General features: G+C 70.1%; 17 protein-coding genes. 10 read left to right on the top strand and 7 right to left on the bottom strand.

Annotation, left to right across the window (positions count from 1 at the left end; translation table 11 throughout):
- Window positions 1-13 precede the first annotated feature (13 nt).
- Window positions 14-544: a putative immunity protein gene (locus JQN66_RS11545; protein ID WP_204675115.1), complete on the top strand. Its 531-nt coding sequence runs from the start codon at window positions 14-16 to the stop codon at window positions 542-544.
- Between the two features lie 29 nt (window positions 545-573).
- On the opposite strand, the gene JQN66_RS11540 is transcribed toward JQN66_RS11545, so the two are convergent.
- The gene (locus JQN66_RS11540) at window positions 574-1,497 is read right to left on the bottom strand and encodes a tocopherol cyclase family protein (RefSeq protein ID WP_239463996.1); all 924 of its coding nucleotides are present in this window, start codon (window positions 1,495-1,497) and stop codon (window positions 574-576) included.
- A gap of 192 nt (window positions 1,498-1,689) precedes the next feature.
- Window positions 1,690-2,106 carry a GNAT family N-acetyltransferase gene (locus JQN66_RS11535; RefSeq protein WP_204675113.1) on the bottom strand — a complete coding sequence of 139 codons (417 nt, stop codon included), beginning with the start codon at window positions 2,104-2,106 and terminating at the stop codon, window positions 1,690-1,692.
- 93 nt (window positions 2,107-2,199) lie between these two features.
- Between JQN66_RS11535 and JQN66_RS11530 the strand changes: the two genes are divergently transcribed.
- Window positions 2,200-3,045 carry a GNAT family N-acetyltransferase gene (locus tag JQN66_RS11530; RefSeq protein ID WP_239463995.1) on the top strand — a complete coding sequence of 282 codons (846 nt, stop codon included), beginning with the start codon at window positions 2,200-2,202 and terminating at the stop codon, window positions 3,043-3,045.
- Window positions 3,042-3,878, top strand: a complete 837-nt coding sequence (locus JQN66_RS11525; protein ID WP_204675111.1) for an MBL fold metallo-hydrolase — start codon at window positions 3,042-3,044, stop codon at window positions 3,876-3,878. Before JQN66_RS11530 ends, JQN66_RS11525 begins: the two co-directional genes overlap by 4 nt.
- Window positions 3,879-3,902: 24 nt before the next feature.
- Here JQN66_RS11525 and JQN66_RS11520 read toward each other — a convergent pair whose 3' ends face one another.
- On the bottom strand, window positions 3,903-4,196 hold the full coding sequence (locus JQN66_RS11520; RefSeq protein WP_161449800.1) for a DUF4287 domain-containing protein: 294 nt from the start codon (window positions 4,194-4,196) through the stop codon (window positions 3,903-3,905).
- 186 nt (window positions 4,197-4,382) lie between these two features.
- Between JQN66_RS11520 and JQN66_RS11515 the strand changes: the two genes are divergently transcribed.
- Complete coding sequence (locus JQN66_RS11515; protein ID WP_204675109.1) at window positions 4,383-5,165, top strand: alpha/beta fold hydrolase; 783 nt, start codon at window positions 4,383-4,385, stop codon at window positions 5,163-5,165.
- A 37-nt stretch (window positions 5,166-5,202) separates the two neighbouring features.
- Here the strand turns inward: JQN66_RS11515 and JQN66_RS11510 are convergent, their stop codons facing one another.
- The gene (locus JQN66_RS11510) at window positions 5,203-5,985 is read right to left on the bottom strand and encodes an alpha/beta fold hydrolase (RefSeq protein WP_204675107.1); all 783 of its coding nucleotides are present in this window, start codon (window positions 5,983-5,985) and stop codon (window positions 5,203-5,205) included.
- Window positions 5,986-6,032: 47 nt separating this feature from the next.
- On the opposite strand from JQN66_RS11510, the gene JQN66_RS11505 reads away from it, so the two are divergent.
- The 4 genes from JQN66_RS11505 (at window position 6,033) to JQN66_RS11490 (ending at window position 10,261) form a co-directional block, all read left to right on the top strand.
- The gene (locus tag JQN66_RS11505; RefSeq protein WP_204675105.1) at window positions 6,033-7,367 is read left to right on the top strand and encodes a condensation domain-containing protein; all 1,335 of its coding nucleotides are present in this window, start codon (window positions 6,033-6,035) and stop codon (window positions 7,365-7,367) included.
- A gap of 89 nt (window positions 7,368-7,456) precedes the next feature.
- Entirely contained in the window at window positions 7,457-8,752 is a 1,296-nt protein-coding gene (locus JQN66_RS11500; protein ID WP_204675103.1) for a DUF1254 domain-containing protein, read from the top strand.
- Between the two features lie 64 nt (window positions 8,753-8,816).
- Window positions 8,817-9,038: a KOW motif-containing protein gene (locus tag JQN66_RS11495; RefSeq protein ID WP_204675101.1), complete on the top strand. Its 222-nt coding sequence runs from the start codon at window positions 8,817-8,819 to the stop codon at window positions 9,036-9,038.
- Between the two features lie 137 nt (window positions 9,039-9,175).
- Window positions 9,176-10,261 carry a tellurite resistance/C4-dicarboxylate transporter family protein gene (locus JQN66_RS11490; protein WP_204675100.1) on the top strand — a complete coding sequence of 362 codons (1,086 nt, stop codon included), beginning with the start codon at window positions 9,176-9,178 and terminating at the stop codon, window positions 10,259-10,261.
- Between the two features lie 48 nt (window positions 10,262-10,309).
- Here the strand turns inward: JQN66_RS11490 and JQN66_RS11485 are convergent, their stop codons facing one another.
- Window positions 10,310-10,816 carry a mycothiol transferase gene (locus JQN66_RS11485; protein WP_204675098.1) on the bottom strand — a complete coding sequence of 169 codons (507 nt, stop codon included), beginning with the start codon at window positions 10,814-10,816 and terminating at the stop codon, window positions 10,310-10,312.
- Between the two features lie 94 nt (window positions 10,817-10,910).
- Between JQN66_RS11485 and JQN66_RS11480 the strand changes: the two genes are divergently transcribed.
- A complete protein-coding gene (locus JQN66_RS11480; protein WP_204675096.1) occupies window positions 10,911-11,747 on the top strand; it encodes a PhzF family phenazine biosynthesis protein in 837 nt (278 codons plus the stop codon).
- A 39-nt stretch (window positions 11,748-11,786) separates the two neighbouring features.
- On the opposite strand, the gene JQN66_RS11475 is transcribed toward JQN66_RS11480, so the two are convergent.
- Complete coding sequence (locus JQN66_RS11475) at window positions 11,787-12,629, bottom strand: DNA/RNA non-specific endonuclease (RefSeq protein ID WP_204675093.1); 843 nt, start codon at window positions 12,627-12,629, stop codon at window positions 11,787-11,789.
- A 178-nt stretch (window positions 12,630-12,807) separates the two neighbouring features.
- On the opposite strand from JQN66_RS11475, the gene JQN66_RS11470 reads away from it, so the two are divergent.
- Complete coding sequence (locus JQN66_RS11470; RefSeq protein WP_204675091.1) at window positions 12,808-13,044, top strand: antitoxin VbhA family protein; 237 nt, start codon at window positions 12,808-12,810, stop codon at window positions 13,042-13,044.
- A gap of 198 nt (window positions 13,045-13,242) precedes the next feature.
- On the opposite strand, the gene JQN66_RS11465 is transcribed toward JQN66_RS11470, so the two are convergent.
- Window positions 13,243-15,354 carry an oxidoreductase gene (locus JQN66_RS11465; protein WP_188946561.1) on the bottom strand — a complete coding sequence of 704 codons (2,112 nt, stop codon included), beginning with the start codon at window positions 15,352-15,354 and terminating at the stop codon, window positions 13,243-13,245.
- Between the last annotated feature and the right edge of the window lie 207 nt (window positions 15,355-15,561).

Below are 15,561 nucleotides of genomic sequence, written 5' to 3'. Positions count from 1 at the left end.
CGACTCTTGGTGCATGGCATCAATCCAGACCCTGAGCGATACGCAACGACGCATCCTCGCCCGCTGGGCGCTGGCCTGCGCCGAACGGGTGGTTCCCCTGTACGACGGCGATGAGGCCGGCCGCCGCGTCATCCAGGAGGCCGTGGCCCGGACCCGCGCCTACGGGGAGGGAAAGGCAGACACCGCCGATCAGATCCGCAAGCGCTTCGCGGCGGGGAAAGCCGCGAAGTCCGCTGGCACCGCCGCCGGAGCCTCGGCGGCCAGATCGGTGGCCCAAGCGGCGTCGGTCGCGCATATGGGAGCGCATGCGCTGGGCGCTGCGGCGTACGCGGTGAAGGCCGTGGACTTGGCGTGCGAGGACGAGCCGAAGGCAAGCGCCGCAGAAATCCGGTGGCAGGTGCAGCAGCTGGGTGACCGGCAGCGGATGGCGTTGCGCGAGTTGCCGTTGCTGGGGACTGATTTGTCGGGACCGCTGGGACCGGGCTTGCTCTGCACCGGGATCCTGAGCGCCACCATCCGCGCCATCCAGGCCGAACTCGGCTGATCGAAGTGTGCCGGCCTGCGTTGCGCGGGTCAGTTTTCCCGCCGCATTGGAGGTGCAGATTCCAGCGTTTCCCCAAGCCCGCGCCGGCGAAGTTCCTGCCGGGCCCGTGCCAGCCCGCCATGTTCCAGCGCGGCCAGCGCGGTGCTGCCTTCCCAGACCAGCAGCCCATGGCGGCGCACGGTCACTTTCAGCTCACCGGCCAGATGCTCCAGGTCTCCGGGGACATTGCGGTGCTCGCTGGGCAGCGGCACGGGCAGCACGAACGCCGCATCGAGCGGGGCGGAGGCTTCAATATCGATGCGCCAACCGTAGCCGCGGCCGGACAACCGCCACTGCTCGTCGCCGGTGCGCGTGGCCACCGGGCTGATCAGCGGGTTGCCCAGACGGATGACCCGGGCATCGGGCAAGCGGACAACCAGTCCGGTGACCTCGGTGCGCAGCGGCCCGGCGGTGACCATGCCTCCGGCGAACGCGACGCAGGCCAGCGGATCCGCGAAGCCCTGGGCCTGGCCCCACCACCAGGAGTCCGGGAAGCCTTCGCGCCCCCAGTTCTTCTCCGCGTACACCTGCGCATTCTCGAACTCCCACACGGAATCTCCCAGCACCGCGGTGCCGCAGGCCCTGCCGCCCAACAGCCACGGGTGCCAGTACTGGTTCAGGCCCGGCACCATCTGGAATACGCTGGAACCGCCCAGCGCACGGTGCGGCCAGAGCAGCGGATCGCGGATCTCCATGTCGAGTCCGGCTCCGGGACCCAGATCGAGGTGCAGGCGCTGACCGGTGGCGTCGAAGGCCCGCAGGTCCGCGCCGGCCCGGACGCCCAGCCGGTCCGGATCAGTCCAGGCCCCGTCGACGGCGGCGGTCCGCAGGAATCCGGTGGGCCAGGCCGCCAGGCCCAGGGTGGCCCACGGCCCGTCGGGCCCCTGGTTGGCTCCGCACAGCGCGATGACCACGCGCCCGGTGTCCGGGTCGGTGATGTGTCAGAAATAGCCCTCCATCGCGACACCGTGGTGCGCACGGAGGGGATGTCCGAACAGCGGATCGGCTCCCGTGGAGCGGTACCGGCGAAGCAGGCCCATGGCCCAGTACAGCACAGCCGCATCGCAGCTGTCGACGCAATGATGTCGCGGCCATGCCGCCGGCGGTCAGCCGAACCTGACGAACGCCTTGGTGGGATGTTCCAGGTCGCGGATTTCGCTGAAGCCCATGGACCGGTAGAAGGCCAGCTGGCGCGGTTCGTCGTCGGTGATCAGGACCTTCTGCCGGACCTCGTCGTAGGGAAGGAACGCAAGGCGGAACAGCTCGCTGCCGACCCCGGCGCGCTGGTGCTCCGGCGCCACCAGCAGGTCCTGCAGGTAGGCGATGGTCAGTCCGTCGCCGACGATGCGCGCCAGGCCGACCAGGCGGTCCGCGGCGCGCGCGGCGACCACCGACAGCGATGCGGCGATCGCCGCTTCGAGCCGTTGCGGGTCCTGCGTGTAGGCGGTCCATCCGACCGCATCGTACAGGGCCAGCAGTTCATCGCACGCCGGCAGCCGGCCGGATTCGTAGGTGATTGTCATGGTCCCATCTTCGCCGGCCGCCTCCCGTGGCGCCGTCGAAGGGCACGCCGGGCGGCGGCAGACAAGGACCGGGGGCATCGGTAGGCTGGGGCCATGAGCATGCAGTCGTGGAGATACGCGGCGTCGCGGAATGCCGACGGCGAGGGGAACATCAGCTGGAACGTCTGCGAGCTGTACGAGTCCGACCCCGGCAAGCCTCCGGCGTACACCGCCAACGCCATGGGACCGTTCGGGGAAACCTTGCAGGAACTGCGCCACGACCTGCGGCTGATGTACGCTGACGTGCTGCGGGAGGACCTGCCGATCCTGGACCTGACCGGCGGGGAGCCGGTGCTGGTGGCCGCGGCACCGCCGGCAGAAGCGCCCGGCGGCGGACGCGGCGGGGCCGGGCAGGAACCCGCGGGGGAGGCGCAGGCGGGCCTGCGGAGGCTGCGGGCCTCCGATGCGGGGGACGTGCTGCGTGCCTTCGCACCGGGCACGGGCATGGAACGGCAGGGGTCCGTGGGCTCGCCCCGGGAAGCTGAACGCTATGTGGCGGCGCTGCTGGAACCGGGCTCGAACCGGCATCCGTGGGCCGTCGTTCTCCAGGACCGGCTGGTGGGCCTGGTGTGCGTGAACGCCGATGCGGCCAATCGCAGCGGCTGGTTCTGGTACTGGATGGCTTCCGAAACACGCGGCCGCGGGTGGACCAGCCGGGCCGCGGCGGCCGTCGCGAACTGGGGGTTGACCGCTCTGGAGCTTGAACGGCTGGAGCTGGGCCATAGGGTGGACAACCCGGCATCCGGCGGCGTGGCCCGGGCCGCAGGATTCATCCGCGAGGGAACCGAACGGGCCAAGTTCCCCGTCGGCGGGCGGCGCATCGACGTGGCCACCTACGGCCGATTGGCCACCGACCCCTGGCCGGGCCTTGCCGGACTGGCCTTCAGCGAGGAAGCATGAGCGGCGGTGGCTGGACGGAGGTCGGCCCCGGGGTCTTCCAGCGGCGCTACGACCCGCTGGATGTCTCGGTGGGAGCGGTCATCGGGCCGCACGGGGCGACGATCATCGATACCCGCAACAACCCCGCCGAGGCGCGGGAAATCATGCACGACGTCGCGCGGCGCTTCGAGCAGCCGGTTGCGGCGGTGGTGAACACCCATGCGCACTACGACCACACCTTCGGCAACCAGGTCTTCGCCCGGGCCGGCATCCCGATCTACGGACACTACCTGATCCCGCGGCACTTCGAGCAGTTTGAAGGGCCCCGGCTGGACCTCGTGCGCGAGCGGCCCGACCTCGAGCCGGAGATGTCCTGGAGCCAGGTGGAACTGACCCCGCCCACCGCGCTGCTGGACTCCGCGCAGGTCGTGCGTCCAGGGGGACGCGAACTGGAGCTGCTGCCGCTGGGCCCGGGGCATACCGATACCGACCTTGCCATCCGCATTCCGGATGCCGGGGTGTGGTTCCTGGGGGACGTCATCGAGGAATCCGGGCCGCCGATGTTCGGCTCGGGATCCTATCCCTTGGGCTGGCCGCTGGTGCTGGAATCTCTGGCCGAACGCATCCAGGACACCGAGGTGCTGGTGCCCGGGCACGGAGCGCCCGTGGACCGCGCATTCCTGGTCGACCAGGCCGGCAGATTCAGCGCATTGGCGGCGGTGTTGTCGCAGGCGCACGCCGCGGGTGCGACGCTGCAGGAGATCGAGTTCGGCCAGGCCCTGCGCGGCTACTGGCCGGAGGAATTCCTGAAGGAAGCCGCCGCCGACGCGTATCGGCAATTGTCGGGTTCCTAGCCGGGGCCGGTGGCGGCGCGGCCGTCAGCCTTCCGGTTTGGTGGCGATGCCGTCCAGCCAGAGCGTCTCGGAGTCGTCGCGGTGCACCGAATCCGAGCCGACGTGTTTGGAGCTGATCGTCGGGCCGTTCTGGATGACGTAGACCAGCGCCATCCCGTGGCCCCGTCCCAGCTGGTACTCGTCCTTGAGCCACGCCAGGATCTCGCCGGCCTTCACCCCCGGCTGGTCTAGGCCCTTGGCCGCGGCGAGCTCGACGAGCTGCCGGGGAGTGAGCCCGGTCTTTTTCTCGATGGTGTCCAAATAGGCCTGGAACGACATGCGCTGATCCTTTGAACGAAGTGGCTGATGGTCACATTTTGCGCGCGGGTCGGGCCCCGCGGCAAGCGGCCGCGGCAGCTCCCTCCGGCAGCTCCCTCCGGCTGGCCCAAGGCCGGAGGCTGGACGGCGGCCGAAGAACGGCGGCCGGCCGTTGTCCACGGCGGCCGGCGGGCGCACCATGGGCCAATGGACATTCCCACGCGAACCACCGTGGTGCACTACGCCGAACACGGATCCGGGGTGCCGGTGCTCGTTCTCCACGGCGGCGGCGTCGACCACCGCGAACCGCAGGCCTGCTTCGAGCCGGCCTTCGACGGCGTGCCGGGGTATCGGCGCATCTATCCTGACCTGCCCGGGATGGGGCGAACCGCAGCCGGGCCGGAAATCGGGGGCGCCGAGGATGTGCTGGAGGTCCTGCTCGACTTCGCGGACCGGGCCAGCGGCGGGGCCCCCTACCTGCTGGCCGGCCATTCCGCCGGGGCCTACTACGCGCGGGCGATGGCGTTGGCCGCGCCGCAGCGGGTCGCTGGATTGGCTCTGGTCTGCCCGTTGCTGCCGGGCGATGCCGAGGTTCCCGAGCACCGGGTCCTGGTGCCCGGGGTCCAGAGCGAAGACCGAGGTTTCACGCAGTATTTCGTCCTCCACACCCGCGGCATGCTGGAACGCTATGAGCGTTTCGTGGCGCCCGGAGCGCAACTGGCCGATGCGCAGGCCATGGAACGGATCGGCCGGCATTGGGAGCTGGTCGCTGCGGCGCCTTCCACCTACGAGCCGCCGACGTTGCTGGTGGCCGGGCGGCAGGATTCGACCGTCGGGTTCGCCGGCACGATGCGCGCCGCCGCGGATTTTCCGAACTCCACGCTGGCGGTTCTCGATGGGGCCGGGCACGCCCTGCCCCATGAACAGCCGCTGCTGCTGCGGGCGCTGCTGGTTGACTGGCTTGCCCGGACACGGCGCGGCGCAGGCTGATCCGGGACCCGTGCGACGCGGCATGGACCGCCGGCGTTCAGCCGGCCCGCCGGGCGACGTCCCGCGCCAGCAGCTGGGGCCAGTCCGCCACCTGTTGCGGTGTCGCGACCACCTGCAGCTCGGCATGGGGCAGGATGCCCGCCAGCGCCTGCGCGGTGGACAGCGGATGTCCCGGGTCGCCGGTCCAGGCCAGGATCGTGGTCGGGACCGCGACCCGCGCCAGCTGCGCGGCCGACGGCAGGTCGCTCAGGGCGGCGCCGCGGTAGATCGAGGGCAGCAGCTCCTCGGCCACGTGGGGGAGCACCTGCGGGTTGTCCGCCGCGGCCGGCGGCCGCGGGGATTCCGGGCCGCGCGCAAAATACTCCTGCAGCCCCAGCGCCTCGATGCCCTCGGCCGTGCGCCGGTAGGATTCGGCCTGCGCGGGACGGGTCTGCCAGGCCGTGGGCGGGAGCATCAGCGTGAATCCGCTGAAGCGCTCCGGTTGGCGCACCGCCGCATGCAGCAGGGTGCCGGCGCCCATGGAGGGGCCGACCCCGTGGACCTGTTCGCCGGGAAACCAATAGTCCAGCAGGCGCAGCAGGTCATCGGCCAGCGCCGGCCACAGGTAGTCCTCCGGCACCGGGCGCCCGGTGGAATGGCCGTGGCCGCGGGCGTCGTAGCGCAGCAGGCGCGTGCCGGACAGGGCCCGGCCCAAATCCAGGTTCAGCAGCCGGTCATGGGAGCGGCTGGAGGTCAGGCCGTGCAGCTGCACCACAGGGTGGCCGGCCTCGTCGCTGAACGCCCAGGCGATCCGCGCATTCGGCACGTGGAATTCATGCATCCGCGGCTCCGCTCTGTTCCGGTGGCTTTGCGAATATGATACGTGGTATGCGACTGACCCACATCCAGTATCTGCGCCTGCCGTTCGGCCCGCTGCTCAGCTACGACCTGGACGTGGGCGCGGTGGGGGACCGGCTGCCGGTGTCTTTCGACCAGGCCCGGCACGTGGGGGAAGGCGACCGGCCGGGCTCGTGGATGGCGCTGTCCTTCCGGCTGCCCGGACCCGTGCCGCGCGGCGAGCTCGCGGCCGCCTGGGAGCATGTCGTGGCCCGGCACGGGACGCTGCGCACGGTCTTCACCCCCGGGCCCGGCGGAGACGCCGATCCCGCCGGCGCGCAGCTGCACCAGGTGCGGTTCGGTCCCGGCGCGTGGATCGAGCACCGGGTGGAGCCCGGCGAAACCATGCATGCAGCGGTGCAGCGGGTGCTGGATGCCAGCTGCGCGCCCTTCGAGCGGCCCGCGCACCGGTTGTGCCTGATCGAGACCGCGGACGGCCCGGCGCTGGTGATCGGATCGGACCACTCCCACGTGGACATGTGGTCCATGCTCGTGCTCGCACGGGACCTGGTCGCCGCGCTGGAAGCCATCGGCGCGGGGGCGGAGCCCGGGGTGGAACCGGCCCCGGATTTCACCGACCACACCCGGTCCCTGGCGCGGCAGGCCCCCGCCCCGGACGGGGTGCGCCGGCGCTGGGCGCAGCTGATCGAGGCCGGCGGCGGGGCCATGCCGCGCTTCGGGCTGCCGCTGGGGGATCCGAGTCCGCAGCCCGAACGCGTGGAGGTGCGCGACGTGCTCGGCACCGCGGCCCTGGCCGACTTCTCCGCGCAGGCCAAGGAAGCCGGGGTGTCAACGCTGGCGCTCAGCGTGGCGATGATGACCGAGACCACCGCCGCGCTGGCCGGGGAACCGCTGCGCGCGGTGTTCCCGGTGCACAGCCGCACCGAGCCGCGCTGGTTCGATGCGGTGGGCTGGTTCATCACCAACTCGGTGCTTGAATCCGCGGACCCGGACCCGCGCGCCTGCGCCGCGGCGGTGAAGGAGGCCATCGCGCTGGGCTCCTGGCCGCTGGCGCCCCTGATGGAACCCTTCGGCGGGATGCCGCAGGCGCCGGGCATGTTCGCGGTGTCCTGGCTGGACCTGCGCAGGCTGCCGGTGCAGCTGCCGGCCACCGTGCTGGAGCCGCAGTATGTCAGCGCCGCGATCCGCACCGACTCGGTGATGCTCTGGTTCATCCTGGACGAGGCCGGGGTGCACCTGCGCTGCCGCTACCCGGATACCGGCCAGGCCCGGAGGAACGTGGGCGCTTGGCTGGACGACCTGGTCGCGCGCATGCGCCGCCGGGCCGCAATGCCGGGCGCAGCACCGCCAATCATCAACGATTGAGGATGCGCCCGGGCGCCCGGCGGGGCAGACTGGGGGGGGCAATGATGCCGGACCGCGGGTCCGGCGCGCCGCCTGAAAGGACCGCTCCCATGAGCCCACGCCGTGAGGAACTGCTCGCTTCCTACCTTTACGCCTTCCCGCTGGTCTTCAACCTGGAGCAGGTGGCCCGCTATGTGGCCACCGGCGTCGGCAAGAATCCCGCCGCGCCGTGGAACACCTTCAGCCACGCCCGGTCGCTGGCCGGTCCCGAGGACACCTTCGTGACCATCAACAACGACACGATCTACTCCATGGCGCAGCTGGACCTGGGCGTCGGACCGATCCTGCTTGAGGTGCCGGAGGCCGCCGGCCGCTACTACGTGCTGCAGTTCGTCAGCGCCTGGACTGACAACTTCGCGTATGTCGGGCACCGCGCCACCGGAACCGGCGCCGGGCGCTACCTGCTGGTGCCCCCGGGCTGGGAGGGCCAGGCCCCGGAGGACGCGGTGGTGGTGCGGGTGCCCACGCGCGTCGCCAGCATCGTCGGACGCTGGGCGGTGGACAACGAGGCGGATCTTCCCGCAGCGCATGCGCTGCAGGATGCCACGACGCTTACGCCACTGGATGCCGCGGCGGTGCCGGCCGGGCTGCCCCCGGTCCCCGAGACCGGTGCGCCGGCGCTGGACTTCTGGGCGAAGTTCCGCGCCTGGAGCCGGGAGTTCGCCCCGGCGCCGCGCGATGGGCAGCTGCAGCGCGGCGCCCTGCAGCTGGCCGAGGCCGGGGAGGAGCAGCTGGAGCAGGCCTTCGCCGCCGGCCGGGCCGCCCTGGATGAGCTGCTGGCCTCCGGGGGCGGAAACGCGGTGGTCAACGGCTGGAACCTGGCCTACCATTCCTTCGACTACAACCTTGACTACTTCGAAGTCGGTTCGCTGGACGAGGACCGCTACAAGATCGCCGATCCGCAGCGCCGCATCGCCCAGCGCGCGGGAGCCGCGTTGGGCGGGCTGTGGGGCAACCAGGCCTTCGAGGCCGCCTACACGGCCACCTACGTGGACCAGGACGAGCAGCCGCTCACCGGTGCGCACAGCTACCGGGTGCACCTGAACCCGACCCCGCCGGTGGGGGCCTTCTGGTCGCTGACCATGTACGACGTGCCCAACTACTTCCTGGTGGAAAACCCCATCGGCCGCTACTCGCTGGGCGACCGCACCGAAGGGCTGCAATTCGAGCCGGACGGGTCGCTGGTCATCCACCTCTCCCACCGGGAGCCGGCCGATGCGAGGGATCGCGCCAACTGGCTGCCGACGCCGGCCGGCGCCTTCCGACCGGTGCTGCGCATGTACGAGCCGGATCCGCGGATCCTGGAGCAGGACTACGTGTTCCCGGCGATCACCCGGATCGGCTAGGAGCGCATCCAGGATGCCCGCCGGGGGCTCGCCTCCACGGCGCCCCCGGCTTAAACTGGCACCCATGAACGAGAATGCACACCCTGCGGGGGACGTGCAGCCCGGCAACGGCGACCGGTGCCGGGTCGCGGCCGGAACCCACAAGGGAAAAAGCGGAACCGTGGAGGACCTGAACACCAGCAAGACCGGTGCGCTCACCCTCACGGTGCGCCAGGAGGACGGCACGCGCTTCAAGACGCTGGCCCGGAATGTCGTTGTCGAAAGGCGGCACCCTGCCGACGGCTGAGGAACGCGCCGCCGACCTCGCCCGGCAGCACGCATCAGGGCGGCTGGAGGAGCTCTCCGCCGCGCCGCTGCGGCACCGGCGCTAGCGGGCGCGAAAAGTCTCTGTTGCGCGGGGCGTGCGCGTCGTAGGCTGGGCTCATGAGCCCCGACGCAGCGGCAGAATCGACCAGACACCGGCCCCGGACCCCGGGTGCGGGCGGCGCACTGGAGCACCTCGCCCCGGGATACTTCGCGCTGGTCATGGGCACCGGCATCGTCTCGATCGGCCTGCACGAGGTCGGGGCCCGGGTGCCGTCGCTGGTGCTGCTGGTGATCGCCGCGGCGTCCTACGCGGTGCTCTGGGTGCTGTACATCTGGCGGGCGGCGGCCTGCCGCACGGCCATGCTGCACGATCTGCGCAGCCCCGAAGCGGCCTTCGCCTACTTCACCGTGGTGGCGGGCACCGACGTGCTGGCGGTGCGGCTGGCCGCCGAGGGGCTGCTGCGGGTCGCCGCTCCGCTGGTGCTCTTCGCCGCGGCGCTGTGGTTCGTGTTCGGCTACGTGCTGCCCTGGCAGGTGCTGATGACCCGCGACGGCGAGCCGATCCTGGCGCGCACCAACGGCACCTGGTTCATCTGGGCAGTGGCCAGCCAGTCGCTGGCGATCGGCCTGAGCGTGGTCGAACCGGCCGCCGGGGTTCCCGGGGACGTCGTCGGGCTGCTGGCGGTGCTGTCCTGGTCGGTGGGCGTGGCGCTGTACGCGGGGATCGCGGTGCTGGTGCTGCTGCGCATCGTGCACTTCGGCATCACCGCCCGGCAGTTCGAGCCGCCCTACTGGGTGGCCATGGGCGCCATGGCCATCGCGGTGGTGGCCGGCACCAAGATCGTGCAGATGGACTCCACCCCGATGATCGACGCGACCCGGGTGCTCATCGCCTCCACGGTGGCGGTGTTCTGGAGCTTCTGCCTGTGGCTGATCCCGATGCTCATCGGCGCCGGGGTCTGGCGCCACCTGGTGCACCGGGTGCCGCTGGGCTACACCCCGGCGCTGTGGTCCATCGTGTTCCCGGTGGGCATGTTCGCGGTGGCCTCGCTGAACCTGGGCCGGGTGGACAAGCTGCCGGTGGTGGAGGCGATCGGGCACGGGGCGCTGGCGGTGGCGGTGCTCGTCTGGGCGCTGGTGTTCGGCGCGATGCTCCGCCACCTGCTGCTGGGCTGGATCCGCGGGCGCCGGCAGCCGGCTTGATGCCGCGGCCCGGCGCACGGCCCGGTGCCGGGCGCCGTCCGGCTGCGGCTACTCTCCGCCCGCGGTGACCGCCCCGGCCGCGTAGGCCGCCTGCCCGACGTGGGCGATGGCGTCGTCCACGATGGACACCAGCCGCACCCCGCGGGTGACCTCCGGGGTCCAGCGGCGGTCCACGATCTCGTCGAACTCCTCCGCTCCCAGATGCGCCGCGTAGTCGCCCAGCGCGGTCAACGACGCATCCACGTACTCCAGCAGCAGCTGCTGGTCCTCCACCCGGATGGCCTGCGCCTGGACCGGGGTGTGCCCGTAGCCCATCCCGTCGCCGGCCTCGCCGAGGTCGAAGCGGTCGCGGTAGCGGTGCCACAGCTGCTCACGGCCGGACAACGCCGCCAGCTGGATGTCGACTTCCCGCCCGGTGTGCCACAGCAGCCAGGCCACCGAGTTCGGGTGGCCGCCGGGGTGGGCATTGAGCTGCTCGGCGGTGAGCGCCGGCAGGTTGCGGGCCGCGTCGATGGGGCGGTGGGCCATGCCGCTGAGGATTTCGTTGATGTTCATGGACGCCATTGTGCTTGATGGACCCGCCGCCTGTCAGCCCCGGCGGGCCGGGGCAGGGGTACGGACCGTGCGCGGCGACTGCTAGCGTAGTGCCATGATTGCGCGCAGATACAGTGAAGTGGACGTCTTTTCGCCGACCCCGTACCGGGGCAACCCGTTGGCGGTGGTGCACGGGGCCGAGGGGTTGAGCGACGAGCAGATGCAGCGCTTCGCGAAATGGACCAACCTGGCCGAGACCACGTTCCTGCTCGAACCCTCGGACCCGGAGGCCGACTACCGGGTGCGGATTTTCTGCGCCACCCACGAGCTGCCGTTTGCCGGGCACCCCACCCTGGGGTCGGCCTACGCCTGGCGGCAGGCCGGCGGACAGCCCAAGAACCCCAGGCACCTGCTCCAGGAGTGCGGCGCCGGCCTGGTGAAAGTCCGCACGGACGGCGAACTGCTGGCCTTCCAGGCGCCGACGCTGACCCGCTACGAACCGCTCGATGCGCCGCTGCGGGCGCGGGTCGCCGAGGTGCTGGGCCTGGACCCCGAACAGCTGCTGGACAGCACCTGGATCGTGAACGGGCCGCAGTGGATCGGCGTGCGGCTGGCCAGCGCGCAGCAGGTGCTCGCGCTGGACCCGGACCCGGCGGACCTGGGTCCGCTGTGCATCGGCGTGATCGGCCCGCACCCGCAGGGGCGGGAAACACAGTTCGAGGTCCGCGCCTTCGTGGGCGATGACCCGGTCTGGGAAGATCCGGTCACCGGTAGCCTGAACGCGGGGCTGGGGCGCTGGATGCTGGATACCGGCATCGTCGAGGCGGACTACGTCGCCGCGCAGGGAACCGCGATCGGCTACGAGGGCCGGGTGCACGTGGGCATCGAGGGCGGGGACATCTGGATCGGCGGACAGGTCGCGGCCTGCGTCAACGGCGAGGTCCGCCTCTAGCTGTCCTGTCCGGGGCCGCGGGCCCCTGCCCGTGGGGCCTCACCACAGGATGTCGGCCGTGGATCCCAGCGGGGAGCGCGCGCCGGCTCGGGCGAGGACCAGGTCGTCGGCTGCGTGGACCGCGGCCGGGAAATCCAGCCCCGTGCGTTCCTCCAGTTCGGCCACGCTGATCTGGTAGACGCGGAATTCGTCCAGCGCCATGAACACCTGCATCCGGTCGAGGTCCTGGGTGAGCATGAAGGCCCTGGCCTTCAGCCGCCCCTCGTGTTCGAAGAGGATCAGCTTCCAGTACTCCGTGGGGATCCGGTAGCCCCGGTACACCTGGGCGTTGGCGGCGAACACGGGTCCGCCGAAGATGCTGCAGCGCAGCTGGTCGAGCTCGACGTCCTCGTAGAGGGCGTTCTCCAGCCGGCCCCAGATCCCCGCCTGTCCGGACTGGTTGAAATCGTCCATCTGCGGGGTGATGTTCGTGAAATAGAACGAGTCCTTATTGTCCTGTTTCGCTTCGGTCTCCGAACCCCAGGTGAGATCCGCGCGGCGGGCCAGGTGCCCGCGGTCCAAGCGGTTGTTCGCATACAGGTCGTTGCCGGCCTGGTATTCTTCGGGGATGCGCGGGTCCTTGGTGAAGTTCAGCCCGGTGCGGGAGAGCAGCTTGATCTCGGTGCCGTCGATGTTCCAGGCCACCCAGCGGGCGAGTTTCTGCGTGGTGCTCAGCGTCAGCGAGAAGTGGGTGTAGTTGATCACCGGCGAGCCGTCCACCTCCACGGAATCCGCGGGCACGTCCGGTCCGGCGGTGGGGAAATCGATGCGCGTGGCCAGGAACGTGGTGCTGAAACCCGTGCGCGAGGCATCCGCGCGGGCGGTGGTCTGGGTGCTGTTCATGGGGTCCTCCTGCACGGCTCCCGGGCGTGCGATAGTTCTGCTAGCTACAGGGTAGACTCCTGTCGAAAGCTCCGCCAGAGGCCGATTTCAGTGCCATCTGACCTGCCCCTTTCCAAGCTTCCAGGGGCGCAGGGCAGCACCTAGAATGGGAGGCGGCATTATCGGGGAGGACTTGTCCATGGACGATAAATTCGATATCGAGGAACGCTGGCCGGAACTGTTCGACCGGCTCGACGCGGTGAAGCGCAACGCCGTGCGTCAGGCGCTGGCCTCCGCCTGGCACGAGGGCTGGATTCCGAACCGCGAGGACGTGGAAAACCTGACCGACGTAGCCTGCGGGGCCATCGGCATGGAAGAGTTCCTGCGCCGTGCGAAGGCCATGGCCCGGCGGCGGGGGAGCGGGGCGCAGGGCTGATCTCCGGCCCGGACCAGGCGGCGCCGAGCCACGAGCTGGGTGAACGCGACCCGGCCCTGCTGGACTGGCTGCTGTTCGCGGACGCGTACCGCTGGGCCTGGTGCATCGCCATCGCGCGCCGAGGCCCCCGGAGACGGGAAACCCCGCCGCGGCCGGTGGACCGCAGCGGGGTTTCGGGTAGCGCTTCCGGGTCGGAGCCTACAGGGAAACGGTGGCTTCCCAGGCCGAGTGGATGGCGCCGTGGATGTAGTTCACGGCACCGGCATCGCCGACCACGTCGACGCTGAAGCCCGCGGTGCGCAGCTCGTCCGCGACCGGTGCGGCGGCGGTGGTGCCGTCCGCATAGACCACCATGTCGGCCGGGGCGCTCATGGCCTCGCCGTTGACGGTGAATTCCACGGTCTTCTGGGTGATGCGGTCCACGGTGACGTTGCGGTGGATCTGCACGCCGTGCTCCAGGTTGTCCTTGACCGCGGTCCAGCGGCGCGGCATGGCCAGCGGCAGGCCCAGCTGCTGCTTCTCATGCACCAAGGTGACCTTGCGGCCGCGCTCGGCGAGGAACTCGGCGAGCTCCAGGCCCACCAGCGAACCGCCGATGACCACGACGTTCTTGCCCATCGGCAGCCAGTACTTGGTGAACTGGCGGACGAACTCCGGCGACTTGGTCAATCCGGACAGGCGGCCCATCTTGCCCATGGTGCTCAGCACCAGGCCGGCCTCCTCGGCGGTGGCGGTGCCCAGCATCATGGCGCGCAGGGTGTCGCCGGTCTGCACGTTCGGCAGGTCGCCGCCGGGCATGTCCGGCTTCGGGCGCACCGCGCCGGTGGCCACGATCACGTGGTCCGGGTTCAGCGCGCGAATGGTATCGACGGTGGCCGGGGTGTTCAGCTTGACGGCCACGCGCAGGCGCTTGAGCTCGGACTTCAGCCAGCGCAGCAGGCGCTCGTTGTCCGGGGTGGTCATGGTGGAGAACCACATGGTGCCGCCCAGGCGGTCGGCCTTGTCGATCAGGGTCACGCGGTGGCCGCGTTCGGTGAGCACACGCGCGGATTCCATGCCCGAGGGGCCCGAACCGATCACGACAATGTGCTTGGAAGCGCTGGCCGGCTTGAGCGGCAGCAACTTCTCGTTGCCCAGCGCAGGGTTCACGGCGCAGAACGGGGTGTCGTCGAAGAAGTTCTCTCCCACGCACAGGTAGCAGTTGATGCACGGGCGGACCTGGTCGAACTTGCCTTCGCGCAGCTTGTTCGGCAGTTCCGGGTCGGCCAGCAGCTGGCGGCCCATGGCGGCGAAGTCCACCTTGTTCTCCGCGATGGCCTTCTCGGAGATCTCCGGGAGCATGCGTCCCACGGCGATGACCGGGATGGAGACGTGCTTTTTGATCTCGGCGGCGTTTTCCAGGTAGGCGCCGACCTTATTGGGCAGCGGGCCGTCGGTGAAGTTGTCGAACGGGTTGCGGCCCCAGCCGGTGACGTGGATGGCGTCCGCGCCGGCGGCCTCGAACATCTTGGAGGCTTCGATGGACTCGGGAAGGCTCAGTGCGCCTTCCTGTCCGTATTCCTCGCCGGAGACGCGCACCAGCAACGCGAGCTTGTCGCCCACGCGCTCCTTGACCGCGGCGATGACCTCGCAGGCCAGGCGGGCGCGGTTTTCCAGCGATCCGCCGTATTCGTCGGTGCGCAGGTTGTCGCGCTGGTTCAGGAAGACACCCAGGATGTAGCCGTGGGCCACGTGGATCTCGAGGGCGTCGGCGCCGCCCTTGGCGACGCGCTCGGCGGCATCGGCCCAGGAAGTGATCAGCCAGTCGATGTCTTCCTTGGTCATCTCGTGATAGCTGATCTTCTTGCCTGCGGTGGCCGCGCCCATCTTGGCCAGCTCTTCGGGGGTGCAGTCGGCCAGCGCACCCATGGAGTAGCTGTAGTCCGGCTGGTTCGGGGCGAAGACCGGGCGGTCGTTGGCGGTGTCGACGCGGGCGACCTTGCCGTGGTGGGTCGACTGGATGCACAGCTTGGAGCCTGCGGCGTGGATGGCGTCGGCCAGCGCCTTGATGCCTGGGATGAACTTGTCATCCGACAGGCCAGGTTCCTTCATCGACGCGGCGCCGTAGGGGAAGGCGATGGCGCAGGCGCCGGTGATGATCAGGCCGGCGCCGCCAGCGGCGCGGGATGCGTAGTGGTCGATTTCGGACTGCTCGATCTCGCCGCCTTCGGACACGTTCATGTCCATGGCTGGCAAAACAATCCTGTTCGGGGTGGTCATCGGACCGATGCGGCCCTCCGACATCAGGTGTGGAAATGTCTTGGTGCTCATGCAAATATCGTACGACTGAATTAATCATGAAAAAGCATGTCAGAACCTGAAATTTGTTTCCGGAAACACGGAATAAATTCGTTGTCCATTGCGTGGAGCCAAGTCAGCCAACGGTTCGCGGAGTTCCCGGAAATCGAGCCCGGTGCATTTCGACCCGCAGAACTCCCGGTTTACCTTTGACTAAGTCAACGATCTTTTGGGGCTTTT

This window comes from Glutamicibacter protophormiae, assembly GCF_016894325.1.
GTDB classification, from domain to species: Bacteria; Actinomycetota; Actinomycetes; order Actinomycetales; family Micrococcaceae; genus Glutamicibacter; species Glutamicibacter protophormiae.
The sequence above is the reverse complement of the archived record's forward strand: the minus strand, read 5'-3'. Positions and strand labels throughout refer to the sequence as shown.

Bases quoted from the DNA above. Each gene is read 5' to 3' on its own strand.
- JQN66_RS11495 (WP_204675101.1), top strand. From the start codon at position 8,817: ATGAACGAGAATGCACACCCTGCGGGGGACGTGCAGCCCGGCAACGGC.
- JQN66_RS11475 (WP_204675093.1), bottom strand. From the start codon at position 12,629: ATGAACAGCACCCAGACCACCGCCCGCGCGGATGCCTCGCGCACGGGT.
- JQN66_RS11485 (WP_204675098.1), bottom strand. From the start codon at position 10,816: ATGAACATCAACGAAATCCTCAGCGGCATGGCCCACCGCCCCATCGAC.
- JQN66_RS11545 (WP_204675115.1), top strand. From the start codon at position 14: ATGGCATCAATCCAGACCCTGAGCGATACGCAACGACGCATCCTCGCC.
- JQN66_RS11515 (WP_204675109.1), top strand. From the start codon at position 4,383: ATGGACATTCCCACGCGAACCACCGTGGTGCACTACGCCGAACACGGA.
- JQN66_RS11520 (WP_161449800.1), bottom strand. From the start codon at position 4,196: ATGTCGTTCCAGGCCTATTTGGACACCATCGAGAAAAAGACCGGGCTC.
- JQN66_RS11530 (WP_239463995.1), top strand. From the start codon at position 2,200: ATGAGCATGCAGTCGTGGAGATACGCGGCGTCGCGGAATGCCGACGGC.
- JQN66_RS11535 (WP_204675113.1), bottom strand. From the start codon at position 2,106: ATGACAATCACCTACGAATCCGGCCGGCTGCCGGCGTGCGATGAACTG.
- JQN66_RS11470 (WP_204675091.1), top strand. From the start codon at position 12,808: ATGGACGATAAATTCGATATCGAGGAACGCTGGCCGGAACTGTTCGAC.
- JQN66_RS11500 (WP_204675103.1), top strand. From the start codon at position 7,457: ATGAGCCCACGCCGTGAGGAACTGCTCGCTTCCTACCTTTACGCCTTC.
- JQN66_RS11465 (WP_188946561.1), bottom strand. From the start codon at position 15,354: ATGAGCACCAAGACATTTCCACACCTGATGTCGGAGGGCCGCATCGGT.
- JQN66_RS11510 (WP_204675107.1), bottom strand. From the start codon at position 5,985: ATGCATGAATTCCACGTGCCGAATGCGCGGATCGCCTGGGCGTTCAGC.
- JQN66_RS11490 (WP_204675100.1), top strand. From the start codon at position 9,176: ATGAGCCCCGACGCAGCGGCAGAATCGACCAGACACCGGCCCCGGACC.
- JQN66_RS11480 (WP_204675096.1), top strand. From the start codon at position 10,911: ATGATTGCGCGCAGATACAGTGAAGTGGACGTCTTTTCGCCGACCCCG.
- JQN66_RS11505 (WP_204675105.1), top strand. From the start codon at position 6,033: ATGCGACTGACCCACATCCAGTATCTGCGCCTGCCGTTCGGCCCGCTG.
- JQN66_RS11525 (WP_204675111.1), top strand. From the start codon at position 3,042: ATGAGCGGCGGTGGCTGGACGGAGGTCGGCCCCGGGGTCTTCCAGCGG.